Origin of the sequence: Methylophilus sp. 14 (assembly GCF_015354345.1) — a bacterium.
Taxonomy (GTDB): Bacteria; Pseudomonadota; Gammaproteobacteria; order Burkholderiales; family Methylophilaceae; genus Methylophilus.
On record NZ_JADKYS010000004.1, the window covers coordinates 50,841 to 66,376 of the forward strand.

At 48.5% G+C, this 15,536-nt stretch carries 18 protein-coding genes; 15 read left to right on the forward strand and 3 right to left on the reverse strand.

What is annotated here, in order from left to right:
- Nucleotides 1-214: 214 nt before the first annotated feature.
- Nucleotides 215-1,636, reverse strand: coding sequence for a chromosomal replication initiator protein DnaA (dnaA, locus tag INP78_RS11080; RefSeq protein ID WP_194742265.1), 1,422 nt, complete (start codon nt 1,634-1,636; stop codon nt 215-217).
- 325 nt (nt 1,637-1,961) lie between these two features.
- Between dnaA and rpmH the strand changes: the two genes are divergently transcribed.
- From rpmH to mnmE, 5 genes are read left to right on the forward strand one after another with little or no spacing between them, the layout of a single operon-like run.
- Nucleotides 1,962-2,096, forward strand: a complete 135-nt coding sequence (gene rpmH / locus INP78_RS11085) for a 50S ribosomal protein L34 (protein WP_018987191.1) — start codon at nt 1,962-1,964, stop codon at nt 2,094-2,096.
- A 32-nt stretch (nt 2,097-2,128) separates the two neighbouring features.
- Entirely contained in the window at nt 2,129-2,473 is a 345-nt protein-coding gene (gene rnpA / locus INP78_RS11090; protein WP_194742266.1) for a ribonuclease P protein component, read from the forward strand.
- An 8-nt stretch (nt 2,474-2,481) separates the two neighbouring features.
- The gene (gene yidD, locus INP78_RS11095) at nt 2,482-2,691 is read left to right on the forward strand and encodes a membrane protein insertion efficiency factor YidD (RefSeq protein WP_194742267.1); all 210 of its coding nucleotides are present in this window, start codon (nt 2,482-2,484) and stop codon (nt 2,689-2,691) included.
- A gap of 20 nt (nt 2,692-2,711) precedes the next feature.
- Complete coding sequence (gene yidC / locus INP78_RS11100) at nt 2,712-4,310, forward strand: membrane protein insertase YidC (RefSeq protein ID WP_194742268.1); 1,599 nt, start codon at nt 2,712-2,714, stop codon at nt 4,308-4,310.
- A complete protein-coding gene (gene mnmE / locus INP78_RS11105; protein WP_228522840.1) occupies nt 4,300-5,655 on the forward strand; it encodes a tRNA uridine-5-carboxymethylaminomethyl(34) synthesis GTPase MnmE in 1,356 nt (451 codons plus the stop codon). Before yidC ends, mnmE begins: the two co-directional genes overlap by 11 nt.
- Nucleotides 5,656-5,664: 9 nt before the next feature.
- Here mnmE and INP78_RS11110 read toward each other — a convergent pair whose 3' ends face one another.
- Nucleotides 5,665-6,249 carry a cytochrome b/b6 domain-containing protein gene (locus INP78_RS11110; RefSeq protein WP_194742270.1) on the reverse strand — a complete coding sequence of 195 codons (585 nt, stop codon included), beginning with the start codon at nt 6,247-6,249 and terminating at the stop codon, nt 5,665-5,667.
- Between the two features lie 5 nt (nt 6,250-6,254).
- Nucleotides 6,255-6,689, reverse strand: a complete 435-nt coding sequence (gene cycA, locus INP78_RS11115) for a cytochrome c'' (protein WP_194742271.1) — start codon at nt 6,687-6,689, stop codon at nt 6,255-6,257.
- A 230-nt stretch (nt 6,690-6,919) separates the two neighbouring features.
- Between cycA and mnmG the strand changes: the two genes are divergently transcribed.
- The 10 genes from mnmG to atpA all read left to right on the forward strand — a co-directional run bounded on the left by mnmG (nt 6,920) and on the right by atpA (nt 15,531).
- Nucleotides 6,920-8,851 carry a tRNA uridine-5-carboxymethylaminomethyl(34) synthesis enzyme MnmG gene (mnmG, locus tag INP78_RS11120; RefSeq protein ID WP_194742381.1) on the forward strand — a complete coding sequence of 644 codons (1,932 nt, stop codon included), beginning with the start codon at nt 6,920-6,922 and terminating at the stop codon, nt 8,849-8,851.
- Nucleotides 8,848-9,477 (forward strand): 16S rRNA (guanine(527)-N(7))-methyltransferase RsmG, encoded by a 630-nt coding sequence (gene rsmG, locus INP78_RS11125; RefSeq protein ID WP_194742272.1) that lies wholly within the window; start codon nt 8,848-8,850, stop codon nt 9,475-9,477. Before mnmG ends, rsmG begins: the two co-directional genes overlap by 4 nt.
- Nucleotides 9,477-10,238, forward strand: coding sequence for a ParA family protein (locus INP78_RS11130; protein ID WP_228519651.1), 762 nt, complete (start codon nt 9,477-9,479; stop codon nt 10,236-10,238). The genes rsmG and INP78_RS11130 overlap by 1 nt, the downstream gene beginning before the upstream one ends.
- 49 nt (nt 10,239-10,287) lie before the next feature.
- Complete coding sequence (locus INP78_RS11135) at nt 10,288-11,148, forward strand: ParB/RepB/Spo0J family partition protein (RefSeq protein WP_194742273.1); 861 nt, start codon at nt 10,288-10,290, stop codon at nt 11,146-11,148.
- A 148-nt stretch (nt 11,149-11,296) separates the two neighbouring features.
- Nucleotides 11,297-11,689, forward strand: coding sequence for an ATP synthase subunit I (locus INP78_RS11140; RefSeq protein WP_194742274.1), 393 nt, complete (start codon nt 11,297-11,299; stop codon nt 11,687-11,689).
- 29 nt (nt 11,690-11,718) lie between these two features.
- Nucleotides 11,719-12,555 (forward strand): F0F1 ATP synthase subunit A, encoded by an 837-nt coding sequence (atpB, locus tag INP78_RS11145; RefSeq protein ID WP_194742275.1) that lies wholly within the window; start codon nt 11,719-11,721, stop codon nt 12,553-12,555.
- A 48-nt stretch (nt 12,556-12,603) separates the two neighbouring features.
- Nucleotides 12,604-12,870 carry a F0F1 ATP synthase subunit C gene (gene atpE / locus INP78_RS11150; protein ID WP_018987204.1) on the forward strand — a complete coding sequence of 89 codons (267 nt, stop codon included), beginning with the start codon at nt 12,604-12,606 and terminating at the stop codon, nt 12,868-12,870.
- Nucleotides 12,871-12,948: 78 nt separating this feature from the next.
- Nucleotides 12,949-13,419, forward strand: a complete 471-nt coding sequence (locus INP78_RS11155) for a F0F1 ATP synthase subunit B (RefSeq protein ID WP_194742276.1) — start codon at nt 12,949-12,951, stop codon at nt 13,417-13,419.
- Between the two features lie 17 nt (nt 13,420-13,436).
- On the forward strand, nt 13,437-13,973 hold the full coding sequence (locus tag INP78_RS11160) for a F0F1 ATP synthase subunit delta (protein ID WP_194742277.1): 537 nt from the start codon (nt 13,437-13,439) through the stop codon (nt 13,971-13,973).
- Between the two features lie 16 nt (nt 13,974-13,989).
- Nucleotides 13,990-15,531: a F0F1 ATP synthase subunit alpha gene (gene atpA / locus INP78_RS11165; protein WP_194742278.1), complete on the forward strand. Its 1,542-nt coding sequence runs from the start codon at nt 13,990-13,992 to the stop codon at nt 15,529-15,531.
- Nucleotides 15,532-15,536: the final 5 nt, after the last annotated feature.

The window sequence follows — 15,536 nt, forward strand, 5'->3', positions numbered from 1 at the left end:
AAGACTAATAGTAATGTGCAACTTTTTTGTGGGTAACTCTAAAAACCAATTTAATTCAATGAGTTATAACCAAATTAGCTTGTGTATAAATTGCGGTTTAAACATGCATGATTTGTGGCTGATATTGTAAACCGATTTTATCCTGTCTATACGCAATATTTAAACACACGTCATTCTCAACTTATCCACAGCTTATTTTGTTAAATTTTTTTTGCTAATCACGAATGACCTGCGTTAACAAACCAATATCGCGCGCCAATGTCTGGTCATTTAAGCGTAATTGTTCAATTTCTTCACAGGCATGCATCACGGTGGTGTGATGACGTCCGCCAAAGGCTTCGCCAATCTCCGGGAAGCTATGATTGGTGAGTTCACGCGCCAAAGACATCGCGACTTGGCGCGGCCTGGCCACATTGCGTGAGCGTTTTTTGCTAAACATGTCACTGACTTTAATCTTATAGTAGTCAGCCACGGTTTTCTGGATATTTTCAATCGTAATCTGGCGGCCACGCACGGCAATCAGGTCGCGTAAAGCGTCTTTGGCCAGATGCACGTCAATGGCATGACCGGTAAAGTTGGCCATGGCGATAATACGGTTCAATGCGCCTTCAAGCTCACGCACGCTGGAGCGGATCTGCTTGGCAACAAAAAAGGCTACATCTTCATGCAGGTTGATTTTGAGGTTTTCGGCTTTCTTGCGCAGAATCGCTACCCGCATCTCTAATTCTGGTGGTTCAACCGCAACGGTCAGGCCCCAGCTAAAACGGGTGCGTAGACGCTCGTCCATGTCTGCGATCTCTTTAGGATAGGTATCGCAGGTGATGACGATTTGTTTTTTTTCTTCAATCAGCGTGTTAAAGGCGTAGAAAAACTCTTCCTGGGTGCGGGTTTTTTTGGCAAAGAACTGAATATCATCAATCAATAATAAGTCGAGTGAGTGATATTGCTGCTTGAACTCATCAAATGCTTTGTTTTCATAAGCCTTCACCACGTCAGAGACATAACGCTCGGCATGCAGGTAACGTATATTGGCGTCAGGCTTGGCTTTTTTCAGTTCGTTGCCTATCGCTTGCAGCAAATGTGTCTTGCCCAAGCCCACCCCGCCATAAATAAAGAGTGGGTTATAAGCCTGGCCGGGATTGCCTGCGACTTGAATCGCGGCAGCACGGGCTAACTGGTTGGCGCGGCCGGTAACATAGTTATCAAACAGGAAGCTGTCATTCAGGCCGCTGCTTTTTTCTGACTTGAGATGTTTGGCCGGTGCGCGGTTGCTCACTGGTTTTTTATCAATTACCCGGGCGGTTTGGGCTTGTGTGGCAGCTGCAACAACGGCCTCTACGGGTGATTGTGGTGCTGGCGCGGTTTTTGTCGGCGTTGCACTTGGTGCTGGTGCGGCTTGCTCACTGGCATCTACAATCAGTTCAACCACCGCGCTGGGGGATAATTCGGTGGCGATGGTGGCAATGCGGCTAAAAAATTTGCTTTTTACCCACTGCATGACAAATTTATTAGGCGCAACAATCTGCACCGCCTCGCCATTGACGCGTGCTTTCAGGGGTTTAATCCAGGTGTTGTATTGTTGTGCAGAAAGTTCTTTTTCGAACTTGAGCAAACAATAGGCCCAAAAATTTTCCATTGCTCCAGTGCTTTTTAAAAGTGTCAGCAAAAAGTCAGCCTGTTTCCGTGTTTCAGGCGCTGTTTACGTTTATTCGTTATAATTGCCGGGAAGAGTGGCAGAAGACGTGGTCGAGTGGCGAATGTCACCTTGACCTGTTGCTGACATTCTAAACGTTTTGACCTGAGTTATCCACAGCCACGGTCTATAAAAAAATAAAAAAAATCATTGACATAAGATCTCAATTTGCTGTTTAATTAAGGGTTTTTGAAATCGGCAAATATTTACTGTTAAATCAGCGTTGCCGGATTAGAGTTTAATTGCCATTTTTGGCAGGAGTTTAATAATGAAACGTACCTATCAACCATCCAAAACCCGTCGTGCACGTACCCATGGCTTTCTGGTACGCATGAAAACCAAAGGTGGCCGTGCAGTGATTGCTGCTCGTCGCGCTAAAGGTCGTAAACGTCTGGGTCTGTAATCCCTGACGATGCATTGCTTGAAACTCAATGCATGACATTGTACAAGCTAAAAAAAACGGATGAATTTTCATCCGTTTTTAGTTTCAGGAAACGGTTTTATGGTGAATGGCTGTTTGCCAACATCATGCCTAACCAGCAAGACCATCATCGTTATGGCCTTGTTGTGTCGAAAAAAGTCGCCAAACTGGCGGTGAAGCGCAATTACATGAAGCGTGTCTTGCGTGAGTTATTGCGTGCTCAACCTTCTCTCGCCAGCACTGGGTTTGATGTGGTGCTACAAGTGCGCAAGGCTTTTCAGCATGATGATTTTCCGGCCATACAGCGTGATTTGTCACAATTGCTGGCTAGACTGAAAAAACACACGCCCGTTTCCTAACAATTCTGATGAAAACGATACTGATTACATTAGTAAAATGTTACCAGTGGGGCTTAAGCCCCTGGCTGGGGCGTCAGTGTCGTTTTCACCCTACCTGTTCACACTACGCCATTGAAGCTTTGCAGCGCTACGGTGCCTGGCATGGTAGCCTGTTGGCTTTGCGCCGCATTGGCCGCTGCCATCCGTGGCATCCCGGTGGTGTGGATCCCCTTCTTTAGACTTGTAAAAACGAAACCTTATGGATACTCGCCGTTTAATTCTGTTCGTGATCTTTTCCTTTTCGATTATGTTGCTGTGGGACGCCTGGCAGCAGCAACATGCGCCTGCGCCGGTTGCACAACAAGGGGCTGCGCAAACCTCCCCTGCGGATAAGCCGCAAGAAAATGGCTTTAAATTAAGCAAGGGGACACGTATTGCGGTGAAAACAGACCGTTATTCGGCAGTGATTGATACGGTTGGCGGTGATCTGCGCCAATTGTCCTTGCTGGAACATAAGGCCGACGATAATTCTGGTCCTTATGAGCTGATGAGTGATGCTAGTGCCGATAAATTGTATGTGGCACAAACCGGCTTAAAAGGTGATGGTTTGCCTACCCATTATGTGACGTTTACTGCGGCTGAGACCAACTACAGCTTGCAAGATGGCCAGGACACATTAGAAGTGCGTTTAACCGCGCCAGAAACCAATGGCGTCGCTGTGGATAAGGTGTATCGCTTTCACCGCGGTCAATACTTGATTGATGTGCAATACGAAATCAAAAACAATAGCGATAAAGCGATTTCGCCTTCTGTGTATTACCAGATTATTCATGATAACGAGTCCAATCAGGGCTCTAAAATGATGCCTACTTTCACTGGTGGCGCTTATTTCACCGAAGCGGACAAATATAACAAGGTCAAATTCGATGAAATGGCCAAGAAAGATGTGTCGATTAATGCCAAAGATGGCTGGGTAGGTTTGGTACAACACTATTTTGTCAGTGCCTGGGTGCCGCAATCGACTGCTGAACGTAAGTTCTACACCACCAAGCTGAGCGAACATGACTTTTCTATCGGTACGATTTTGCCTGTAGGTGAGATTGCCGCAGGTAGCAGCAAAACCGTAGATGCCAAGCTGTTCAGTGGCCCGCAAGCGCAAGAGGATCTGGAGGCAGCTGCACCAGGCCTGGAATACGTGGTGGATTACGGCATTCTGACCGTGATTGCCAAGCCATTGATGTGGTTGTTGACCCATATTCACGAGCTGGTGAAAAACTGGGGTATTGCCATTATTGTATTGACCATTCTGATCAAGGCTGCATTCTTCAAATTATCCGCCTCTGGTTACCGCAATATGGCGCATCTGCGTGAAATTGCACCACGCATGCAAGCGCTGAAAGACAAATTTGGCGATGACAAGCAGAAGCTGCAGCAAGCTATGATGGAAATGTACCGCACCGAGAAGATCAACCCGATGGGCGGCTGCTTACCTATCCTGGTGCAGATTCCAGTGTTCATTTCATTGTATTGGGTTTTGCTGGGCTCGGTTGAGTTGCGCCATGCGCCCTTTTTTGGCTGGATTCAGGACTTGTCAGCGACGGATCCTTACTTTGTCTTGCCAGTGCTCATGGGTGCAACCATGATTATTCAAACCTTTTTGAATCCTCCACCAACGGATCCGATTCAAGCTAAAGTGATGAAAATCATGCCGGTGGCATTCAGTATTTTCTTTTTCTTCTTCCCGGCGGGCCTGGTGCTGTACTGGTTGGTGAACAATATCCTGTCTATCTGGCAGCAATGGGCCATCAACCGTATGATTCATGCTGAAGCTGTGGCAAAAAAAGGGCATGGCAAATAATCAGGTTTTAAGCATAGACACTATTGCCGCCATTGCGACCGCCCCTGGTGCTGGCGGCATTGGCGTAGTCAGGGTGTCTGGCCCGTTGGCGGCCAATATCGCAACACAGATTTTAGGCCACTGCCCTGCCCCGCGCCATGCGGCCTATCTGCCTTTTTTACAAGCCGATACCACGTTAATCGACCGTGGTATCGCTATCTACTTCCCTAATCCACACTCCTACACCGGCGAAGATGTGCTTGAGCTACAAGGGCATGGCGGCACGGCGCTGATGCAAATTTTGCTGGCGCGTTGCATAGAGTGCGGTGCGCGTCATGCACAAGCGGGTGAATTTACCCAGCGTGCGTATTTAAATGACAAGCTTGATCTGGCGCAGGCAGAAGCTGTGGCTGACCTGATTAATGCCGCGACGGTAGAAGCCGCACGCAGTGCTGTGCGATCGCTTTCAGGCGAGTTTTCACAAGCGATACAGACCTTATTGCAACAATTGGTCGATTTGCGCATGTATGTTGAAGCGTGCCTGGATTTTCCTGAAGAAGAGATTGATTTCATCACTCAAGGTCGAGTACTTGAGAAATTGCAGGCCAACCAAGCCGCTTTGCAGCATATTTTTCACCAGGCCAGGCAAGGTGTCTTGTTGCGCGAAGGCATTAATGTCGTATTAATTGGGCAGCCTAATGTGGGCAAGTCCAGTTTGCTCAACGCCCTGTCTGGCGAAGAAGTGGCGATTGTGACGCCAATTGCCGGTACCACGCGCGATACGATCAAAAGCGTGGTCCAGATTGAAGGCGTGCCGCTGCATGTGATTGATACCGCTGGTTTGCGTGAAACTGAAGATACGGTTGAACAAGTGGGCATTGCACGCACCTGGAAGGCGATAGAAACTGCGCATGTGGCGTTGCTGCTGGTGGATAGCAAGCATGGCATAGGTGCGCAGGAAAAGGCTATTTTGCACAAACTGCCGCCGGAAGTGAAAAAAGTTTGGGTGCATAACAAGATAGATGTTTCACGTGAAACATCGCGCATTGAAAAACACGAAAATGAGCAACACGTGTTTTTATCGGCCAAGACAGGCGATGGTATTGCCAGCCTGCAAAAAACGCTTCTGGAGATTGTGGGTTATCAGCCTGGTGGCGAAGGTGTATTTATGGCCAGGGCGCGTCATTTACAAGCGCTACAAGAGGTTGAGCAACATCTGGATCAGGCCATGTTGCAAATGCATGCGGCTGAGTTGGTGGCAGAAGAGTTGCGTTGTGCGCAAGAGGCGCTGGGAACCATTACAGGTGAGTTCACCCCCGACGATTTACTGGGGGAAATTTTCAGCCGTTTTTGTATCGGCAAATAAAAACCCGCATTAGCGGGTTTTTTTTCTTGGGAACGGCGTATTGCGCTCATTAAAGCGCTCATCAATACTGCACACACGCTTGCAGCCGGTAATCATGGCCCAGATCAGGTTGTCGTGATTGATAAAACTTTCAAAAATCACCCCGAACACATGCACCACCACCACTGCCAGCCAGGTCCAGGTGGCATAGTGATGTAGTACCTGGCTCATCTCGTCATCAATGATGCCCCAGCCATTGTTGTAAACGATACAACCCGAGCCAACAGTGATGATACCAAGGCCTAGCATGGCGTAAATGGCAATTGACCCGGTTGGGTTGTGGCCAATGTAGTGCCTGGCTGTGCCTTTGAGTAGCTTAAATAGGTGTTTAACTGCCCATACCGGATTCAGTGGAAAGCTGCGAAAGCTGGCGTAGCCGGTTGCAAGCAATCCCCAGATAATACGCGCGACAATCAGTGTCCCAGCGACATACCCTGCATAAGCATGATGTAGGCGGTCCCACATGGAGGCGTGGGTATAAAATGCATACCCAAACGCCGCCACTAAAGACCAGTGGAAGATCCTGATGAAAGGATCCCAGACATACCGTAGCATTTAGATTATTTGCTAGGTTTGGTTTCTGTTAACAGATAAGCGATAAAGTTGGCTTTTTCTGAAGGTGAGCAATCTGCACCCAGAATGTCGTTGCAGTGCTTGGTGAACTCATCTTCCACTTTATCAATGTCAGTAAAGCGCTTGGTGTTAACACGTGGTGCCAATGGTGGAATTTCTTTGTTGGTCACAATGTTTTTGCCTACGTTGGCTGGGTTGTTGGTGTGGCAGGATGCACAAGCTGCTTCTTTACCGCTAGGTGTTTTGAACTTGCGGTTGAAGAAAATTTTACCGTCTGTAATAGAAGGTGCTTCATACATAGGGTTGGCGGAGTGTGCAATGTTGGTGTACTTATATACCAGCTTTTCAGCATTGGTTACATCAGCCATTGCGTGTACAGAAAACAAGACCCCGAATGTAGCAATAATTGTTTTGATTTTCATGGTAAGAGCTCCTTGGTTGTTTTGAAAAAATTCTATTCTTTTTATGTTAAGTAAATATGGCCTGCTTGTAATTGATTTGTATTAAACCGTAATAATTTTGTATTAAGACCGTATCAATTCATATTAAAACATGGAACAAGTGTATCAAAGCAGCGAATTAAATGACCATTTGGTTAGTTTACGCTAAAATCACAATTCTTTTTAAATCAAACAGTTCAAGATTCTTTATGATGGACTTTCCTGATCGATTCGATGTCATTGTGGTGGGTGGCGGCCATGCCGGTACCGAGGCTGCGCTGGCGGCCGCTCGTATGGGGCAGAAAACGCTGTTGTTAAGCCACAACATTGAAACATTGGGGCAAATGTCCTGTAACCCTTCTATTGGTGGCATAGGCAAAGGTCACCTAGTGAAAGAGGTTGATGCGCTTGGCGGTGCCATGGCAGCGGCCACTGATGAGGGTGGCATACAGTTCCGTATCTTGAACTCCAGCAAAGGCCCGGCGGTGCGTGCGACGCGTGCGCAGGCTGATCGTATCCTGTATAAGGCCGCTATTCGTCACCGCCTGGAAAACCAGCCTAACCTGTGGCTGTTCCAGCAAGCGGTAGATGACATTATTCTGGAAGGCGACAAGGCTGCTGGTGTTGTCACTCAAATCGGCTTGCGTTTTTACGCAACATCTGTGGTGTTGACTGCTGGTACTTTCTTGGGTGGTTTGGTGCATGTTGGTTTGCAAAACTATAGCGCTGGTCGCGCCGGAGATCCGCCAGCCATCTCGCTTGCTGCGCGCCTGCGTGAAATTGGCCTCCCGGCTGGGCGCTTGAAAACCGGCACCCCTCCCCGCATTGATGGCCGTTCAATTGATTATAGTGTGATGACTGAGCAGCCTGGTGATACGCCAGTACCGGTGTTTTCGTTTTTAGGCAATGCAGCACAACACCCGCAGCAATTACCTTGCTGGATTACCCATACCAATCAACAAACCCATGACATTATCCGCAGCGGTCTGGACCGCTCGCCCATGTACACTGGCGTCATTGAGGGTGTGGGGCCGCGTTATTGTCCTTCGGTAGAAGATAAGATTCACCGCTTTGCAGATAAGGAATCGCACCAGGTGTTTCTGGAGCCTGAAGGTTTAACCACGCACGAAATTTATCCTAACGGTATTTCTACCAGTCTGCCGTTTGATATTCAGCTGGCGCTGGTGCGTTCTATTCGTGGGTTGGAGCATGCGCACATCCTGCGCCCCGGATATGCCATTGAATACGACTACTATGATCCTCGCGGTTTAAAATCGACTCTTGAAACCAAGACGGTTCGCGGCCTGTTTTTTGCGGGTCAAATCAATGGTACTACTGGTTATGAAGAGGCGGCGGCCCAAGGGTTGCTGGCGGGTGCAAATGCGGCATTGTTTGCGCAGGACAAAGAAGGCTGGTGCCCTTCCCGTGAGCAGGCCTACCTAGGTGTGTTGGTGGATGATCTGATTACTACGGGTGTTAATGAGCCCTACCGCATGTTTACCAGTCGCGCTGAGTACCGCCTGCAGTTGCGTGAGGATAATGCCGATATGCGCTTGACTGAAAAGGGTCGCGAGCTGGGGTTGGTGGATGATGTGCGTTGGGAGGCTTTCTGTAAAAAACAGGAAGCGGTGGCGCGTGAGCAAGCCAGGTTGAAGCGTACTTTTTTGCAGCCAGATAACGGTCAACCCGCAGGTCAGCATACCATTGTTTCACGTGAAACACAGCTAGCCGTTTTTGGTAAGCCTTTGGATCATGAGTATTCCTTGTTCGAATTATTGCGTCGGCCAGAAATTGCTTATCAGTCACTGTTGGACTTGGTGCCTGCCCCAGAAGTGTTGGCTGGGGATGTCTTGGAGCAAGTGGAAATCGCAGCCAAGTATCAAGGGTATATTGATAGGCAGAATGAAGAAATCTCGCGCCAGAAAAATAGTGAGAACATTAAACTAGGGGATGCGATCGATTACAACGATGTGCATGGCCTGAGTAATGAGGCGCGCCAGAAATTGTTAGCACAAAAACCGGAAACGATAGGTCAGGCCAGTCGCATACAAGGCATTACCCCGGCGACGATTTCACTGTTGCTGGTTTATCTCAAGCGTAAACATAAAAAGCAAAGCCAGTCTGGCGATATTGCAGCCGCATGATGGATGATTTGTTGCCGCAATTAGCCGCCGGAGTAGAGGCGCTTGGTTTACAATCTATTGTGACGCCGGAAAAGCAGTTGCAGTGTCTCGCTTATCTGGCGTTGCTGCAAAAGTGGAATAAAGTCTACAACCTGACAGCCGTGCGCGATCCGCAAGAAATGCTGGTATTGCATTTGCTGGATAGTTTGAGTGTGTTGCCTTATATTCAGTCGGGAAATTTGCTGGATGTGGGTAGTGGTGGTGGTTTACCTGGGTTGGTGGTGGCGATTACGCGACCGGATGTAGAGGTGACTACCATCGATACCGTGCAGAAAAAAGCGATTTTCATGCGTCAGGTAAAGGCTGAGTTAGGTTTGTCGAATGCGCAGGTGGTGCATGGTCGGGTGGAGGCTTATCAACCACCCTCGCCTTTTACGCAGATTGTCTCGCGTGCTTTTTCCGATATTGCTTTGTTTAAGCAGTTGACGACGCATTTGATCGCGCCGCATGGCCGTTGGTTGGCGATGAAGGGGGTGGTGCCAACCGATGAGCTGCAACAGGCTGCGGTGTTGCCCACGGAGGTCATCCGTTTGCAGGTGCCAAACCTGCAGGCAGAACGACATTTAATTGTGTTTGAGAATACATAATGAAAATAATCGCAATCACCAACCAAAAAGGTGGCGTTGGTAAAACGACCACTTGCGTCAATCTGGCAGCTAGCCTGGCCGAACACGGCAAAAAAGTGTTGTTGGTTGATTTGGATCCGCAAGGCAATGCCAGTACGGGCAGTGGCGTTGATAAAACGCATTTAAAGGACAGTATTTACCAGGTACTCATCGGCAATAAAACCATGCAAGAGGTGATTGTGCATGCGGAGGCGGCCAAGTTTGATGTTGCGCCGTCTAACCGTGACCTGGCAGGGGCTGAGGTTGAGTTGGTGAATGAAATGGCGCGTGAAACACGTTTGAAAAATGCCATCCTTAAACTGGGCGATGATGCTTATGATTATGTATTGCTCGATTGCCCGCCGTCGCTGAATTTGGTGACGGTGAATGCTTTAACTGCCGCGCATTCAGTGATGATCCCGATGCAGTGCGAATACTACGCATTGGAAGGGTTGTCAGACCTGGTCAACACTGTCAAGAAAGTGCGTGCTCACTTAAACCCAGTGCTTGAGATAGAAGGTTTGTTGCGGACCATGTTCGATAACCGCAATATGCTGGCACAGCAAGTATCGGCACAACTGGTCAGCCACTTTGGCAAAAAGGTATATCAAACCATCGTGCCGCGAAATGTGCGGCTGGCAGAGGCGCCCAGTTATGGCATGCCGGTATTGCTGTATGATCGCTCCTCCAAAGGTGCGCAGGCCTACCTGGAGCTGGCGCAGGAAATCATCCAGAAGAATTAATTGTCGATCGGCGACATTTTTAGAGACTCATTAAAGAGGAAGTAGCAGTATGGTGAAGCCCAAAGGACTTGGACGCGGACTCGACGCATTGTTGTCAGGTGATACGGAAACGATCGCCCAGTCGGATACTTTGCGTACCCTCCCCCTTGGTCAGTTGCAGCCGGGTAAGTATCAACCGCGTTCTTATATGAACGAGGACGCATTGCAAACACTGGCGGACTCAATCGCGGCACAAGGCATCATGCAGCCTATTCTGGTGCGCGAAATTGCATCCGAGAAATTTGAAATTATTGCTGGTGAGCGTCGCTGGCGTGCCTCCCAAAAAGCTGGGCTCACTGAAGTGCCGGTGTTGGTGCGTGAGATTGCTGACGAAGCTGCCCTAGCGATGGCGTTGATCGAAAACATCCAGCGTGAAGACCTTAATCCCCTGGAGGAAGCCATGGGGATCAAGCGTCTGATTGATGAATTTGATATGACGCATGAAAAGGCAGCAGAGGCTGTGGGCCGTTCACGTGTAGCAGTTTCTAATTTACTGCGCCTGCTCACATTGACGCCTATGGTGCAGGACATGCTGCTGGATAACCAGATTGATATGGGTCATGCGCGTGCGCTAGTGGGTAGTGAGCCAGCACAGCAGATTTTACTGGCTAATAAAGTGGTGCAGGATGGTTTGTCTGTGCGTGAAGTTGAGCGCTTGATCCAAGCTGAGCCAGCCAGCGGTAAAAAAGCAAAGCCCGCGGTGCATCCCGATGTGGCTTCCTTGCAAAATCAACTCAGTGAGCAATTGGGTGCCGAGGTGGCGATTAGCAGTAAAGCCAGCGGTGCTGGGGTGTTAAAGCTGAGCTTTTCAAACCTCGATCAATTAGATGATTGGATAGCGAAACTGACCGATAATCGCCTGAAATCATAAGTTAAATCACTGATTAGGTGCTCTGAGGCAGATTTTTCCCAAACATTCAGACAGTTAAGTCCTGTTTGGTGCTTGACTTCGGCGAGTGAATAATTCAAAATCTCGCGTCTTTGTAGTATTTTGCCTTGAATTTTAGCGGTCTAACCCCATGAGTGGTCAACAAAACACTGCGGCTGGCATGTCGCTTTATAGCAATATGCTGCGCTGGCAGGTCATGGCGACGACGGCTGTCACATTGATTGCCTATGCTGTGGGTGGTTTACCGGCAGCATTATCCGCTTTTATGGGCGGTGTTTCTGTGGTGATTGGTGCCTGGTTTGCAGCGAGAATCGCAGAAAAAGGTCGTTTAAAAACAGACCCGACAGCAGTATTGCTCAATTTACTCAAGGCAGAAGCAGTAAAAATAGTAATCATCGCGATTATCCTGTTTGTGGTTTTCAAGCTGTATCAGGCATTGGTGCCTTTCGCACTGATTGCTGGCTTGGCGGCAGCAGCGCTTTTTTCAGGCGCAGCACTGGCAAAATCACAAGTAGATGTGTAGACACGTTAATTTAAAAATAGTTTGAAGATATGACAACTGAACACGCACAAAACGTAGAACTCACTCCTTCTGAATATATCGCGCACCATTTGAGCTTTAATGCTCAAGGTGTCAACGGCAATACTGCCTCTGAAGGCTTCTGGGTGTTGCACTACGACACCTTGTTGACTTCTGTTGTACTGGGCTTGCTGGTCATGGGCTTGATCTGGTGGGTGGCACGTGGTGCCACCGCTGGCGTGCCAACCAAGCGTCAAGCTTTTGTTGAGTTGGTGTTTGGTTTTGTTGATGATCAAGTCAAAAACATTTTCCACGGTGATCGTCATTCATTTATTGCCCCAACGGCCCTGACCGTGTTTATCTGGGTGCTGGCCATGAACTCCATGGACTTCCTGCCAGTCGACTGGGTGGCTGCTATCGTGTCATTCTTTGGTGGCGAGCACGCAAAATGGCGTATCGTCCCGACTTCGGATATCAACACCACCTTTGCTCTGGCACTGGCTGTGTGGTTCCTGATGATTTTCTTCTCCATCAAAGCCAAGGGCTTGGGTGGCTGGATTCACGAACTGTTCTGTGCGCCATTTGGCAGCAATCCGCTGGTATGGCCTGCCAACTTCCTGTTCAACCTGATTGAATACGTTTCAAAACCACTTTCTCACTCATTGCGTTTGTTCGGTAACATGTACGCCGGTGAAATCATTTTCTTGCTGTTGGGTATGTGGGCTGCCACAGGCCTGAGCGGAACCGTGTTTGGTGCCATTCTGGGAGCTGGCTGGTCTATCTTCCACATCCTGATTGTGGCATTGCAAGCGTTTATTTTCATGATGCTGACTGTGGTCTACTTGGCCATGGCGCATGAGTCACACTAGTTTTTAACTTTGTAGTTGTTTTTAATTCTTTATAAGAGAGGGTATTAAATGGAAGCATTAGCATTGATTCAAGCCTACACAGGCGTTGGTATCGGTTTGATCATTGGTTTGGGTGCCGCTGGCGCTTGTATCGGTATTGGTATCATGTGTGCAAGTTTCCTGGAAGGCGCTGCTCGTCAACCAGAAATGATCCCAGCCCTGCAAGGTAAAGTGTTCCTGCTGTTGGGTCTGATCGACGCTTCTTTCATTATTGGTGTTGGTCTGGCAATGATGTTTGCATTTGCAAACCCATTGTTGAGCGTTGTTGCCAAGTAATTTTTACTCGGTAATCTCCGCCCGGTAGGGTTTAAGTGTGACTTAAACCTTTCAACCAATCAGTATGATGGATCCAAAATGAATATTAATTTCACACTCATCGCGCAAGCTATCGCATTTGCAGTGTTGATCTGGTTCACGGTGAAATTCGTTTGGCCGCCGCTGTTAACAGCGATCGAAACGCGCCAAAAGGAAATCGCAGATGGTTTGGCTGCTGCCCAAGAAGGCAAAAGTGCCTTAGAAGTGGCTGCCAAAAAGTCTGAAGCAACGCTGAACGAGGCCAAACAAAAGGCAACTGAGATCATTGGGCAAGCCGAAAAACGCGCCGCTCAAATCATTGATGAAGCTAAGGGTAATGCCAAAGCTGAAGGTGATCGCATTATCGCCGGTGCCAAAGCTGAAATCGATCAGGAAGTGAACCGTGCCAAAGAAGGTCTGCGTGCACAGGTTTCCACATTGGCCGTGGCCGGTGCAGAAAAAATCCTGCGTAAAGAGATTGACGCTAAAGCACACAGCGAAATGTTGGCTAAACTCGCTGCGGAACTTTAAGGTAAAAGGGATAAAACATGGCTGAACTCTCAACCATTGCAAGGCCTTATGCTGTCGCTGCCTACAAACTGGGCAAAGAGAAAAAAGCATTGGCAAAATGGTCTGAAATGTTGGCATTGGCCGCGGCAGTCGCAGCAAATGACCAAATGAAAACCCTGATTGATGACCCTAAGCTGAATGCCGCTGATATTGAAGCAGCATTCCTCAAGGTTTGCGGCGACAATCTTAACGAGCATGGTCAGAATTTGATCAAGACCTTGGTTGAATATGGCCGTTTATCCTTATTGCCTGCCATTGCTGAAGCTTTTGAGGCTTTGAAAGCGCAAGATGAAGGCACCTTGGACGCACAAATCATTGCCGCTGCCAAAATCACGGCAACGCAAACGAAAGATTTGGTGAAACGTCTGGAAGCCAAGTTCGGCAAGAAAATTGAAGCAAGCGTTTCCGTAGATCCGGAAATCATTGGCGGCATCAAAATTATTGTTGGCGACACCGTTATCGACGCGTCTGTCCAAGGTCAGTTACAAAATTTAGCCTATACGCTCACAGCATAAGGCATAGGAGAATTAAATGCAGTTATCTACATCAGAGATTAGCGAGCTCATTAAGAGCCGTTTGGAAAACTTCTCTACCTCTGCGGAAGCCCGTACTCAGGGTACCGTGATTTCCGTAACAGACGGCATTGTGCGTATCCATGGCCTGTCTAACGTGATGTCCGGCGAGATGATTGAGTTTCCAGGCAACACTTTCGGTTTGGCATTGAACCTGGAGCGTGACTCCGTGGGTGCCGTGGTATTGGGTGAGTACGAGCACATTACAGAAGGCGATACCTGTAAATGTACAGGCCGTATTCTGGAAGTGCCAGTCGGTCCTGAACTGATTGGTCGCGTGGTGAACGCACTGGGTCAGCCTATCGATGGCAAAGGTCCAGTCAACGCCAAGCTGACAGACAAAATTGAAAAAATTGCACCAGGCGTGATTGCACGTAAATCTGTGTCACAACCAGTGCAAACTGGCCTGAAGTCTATCGACTCTATGGTACCGGTTGGCCGTGGCCAACGTGAATTGATCATTGGTGACCGTCAGACTGGTAAAACAGCGGTTGCCGTTGATGCGATCATCAACCAAAAAGGTCAGAACATGACTTGTATCTACGTTGCGGTTGGCCAAAAGGCTTCAACCATTGCCAACGTAGTACGTAAACTGGAAGAGCACGGCGCGATGGCTTACACCATTGTTGTCGCTGCTTCAGCTTCCGACTCTGCTGCCCTGCAATTTCTGGCACCATATGCCGGTTGTACCATGGGTGAATACTTCCGTGACCGTGGCCAAGATGCATTGATCGTTTACGATGACTTGTCCAAACAAGCGGTTGCTTACCGTCAGATTTCTCTGTTGCTGCGTCGTCCACCAGGCCGCGAAGCTTACCCAGGTGACGTGTTCTACATCCACTCACGTTTGTTGGAGCGTGCTGCTCGCGTAAACGAAGAGTATGTAGAGAAATTCACTAACGGTGAAGTCAAAGGTAAAACAGGTTCATTGACTGCATTGCCAGTGATTGAAACGCAGGCAGGTGACGTTTCTGCATTCGTGCCAACCAACGTGATTTCGATTACCGATGGTCAGATCTTCCTGGAAACTGACTTGTTTAACGCGGGCGTACGTCCTGCGATTAACGCCGGTATTTCTGTTTCTCGCGTGGGTGGTGCTGCACAAACCAAAATCATCAAAAAATTGGGTGGTGGTGTGCGTCTGGCATTGGCTCAGTATCGTGAACTGGCTGCGTTTGCGCAGTTTGCTTCCGATCTGGACGAAGCAACCCGTAAACAACTGGACCGCGGTCGTATGTTTACCGAGTTGATGAAACAGGCTCAATACGCGCCATTGAACGTTGCAAACATGGGCGTGAGCTTGTTTGCAGCTAACAAAGGTTTCTTTGATGACGTGCCAACCAACAAGGTATTGGCATTTGAAAATGCATTGCATGGTTTCTTGAACTCCAAGTACAAGAACATCATCGATGCAATCGAGTCCAGCAAAGATCTGAGCGGTGACAACGAGAAGGCATTGGAAGCTGCGATTCAAGATTTCAAAGCAACTAACGCTTATTAATCTCG

Coding starts and splice junctions, on each gene's coding strand:
- dnaA (WP_194742265.1), bottom strand. CDS start 1,636: ATGGAAAATTTTTGGGCCTATTGTTTGCTCAAGTTCGAAAAAGAACTT.
- rpmH (WP_018987191.1), top strand. CDS start 1,962: ATGAAACGTACCTATCAACCATCCAAAACCCGTCGTGCACGTACCCAT.
- rnpA (WP_194742266.1), top strand. CDS start 2,129: ATGACATTGTACAAGCTAAAAAAAACGGATGAATTTTCATCCGTTTTT.
- yidD (WP_194742267.1), top strand. CDS start 2,482: ATGAAAACGATACTGATTACATTAGTAAAATGTTACCAGTGGGGCTTA.
- yidC (WP_194742268.1), top strand. CDS start 2,712: ATGGATACTCGCCGTTTAATTCTGTTCGTGATCTTTTCCTTTTCGATT.
- mnmE (WP_228522840.1), top strand. CDS start 4,300: ATGGCAAATAATCAGGTTTTAAGCATAGACACTATTGCCGCCATTGCG.
- INP78_RS11110 (WP_194742270.1), bottom strand. CDS start 6,249: ATGCTACGGTATGTCTGGGATCCTTTCATCAGGATCTTCCACTGGTCT.
- cycA (WP_194742271.1), bottom strand. CDS start 6,689: ATGAAAATCAAAACAATTATTGCTACATTCGGGGTCTTGTTTTCTGTA.
- mnmG (WP_194742381.1), top strand. CDS start 6,920: ATGGACTTTCCTGATCGATTCGATGTCATTGTGGTGGGTGGCGGCCAT.
- rsmG (WP_194742272.1), top strand. CDS start 8,848: ATGATGGATGATTTGTTGCCGCAATTAGCCGCCGGAGTAGAGGCGCTT.
- INP78_RS11130 (WP_228519651.1), top strand. CDS start 9,477: ATGAAAATAATCGCAATCACCAACCAAAAAGGTGGCGTTGGTAAAACG.
- INP78_RS11135 (WP_194742273.1), top strand. CDS start 10,288: ATGGTGAAGCCCAAAGGACTTGGACGCGGACTCGACGCATTGTTGTCA.
- INP78_RS11140 (WP_194742274.1), top strand. CDS start 11,297: ATGAGTGGTCAACAAAACACTGCGGCTGGCATGTCGCTTTATAGCAAT.
- atpB (WP_194742275.1), top strand. CDS start 11,719: ATGACAACTGAACACGCACAAAACGTAGAACTCACTCCTTCTGAATAT.
- atpE (WP_018987204.1), top strand. CDS start 12,604: ATGGAAGCATTAGCATTGATTCAAGCCTACACAGGCGTTGGTATCGGT.
- INP78_RS11155 (WP_194742276.1), top strand. CDS start 12,949: ATGAATATTAATTTCACACTCATCGCGCAAGCTATCGCATTTGCAGTG.
- INP78_RS11160 (WP_194742277.1), top strand. CDS start 13,437: ATGGCTGAACTCTCAACCATTGCAAGGCCTTATGCTGTCGCTGCCTAC.
- atpA (WP_194742278.1), top strand. CDS start 13,990: ATGCAGTTATCTACATCAGAGATTAGCGAGCTCATTAAGAGCCGTTTG.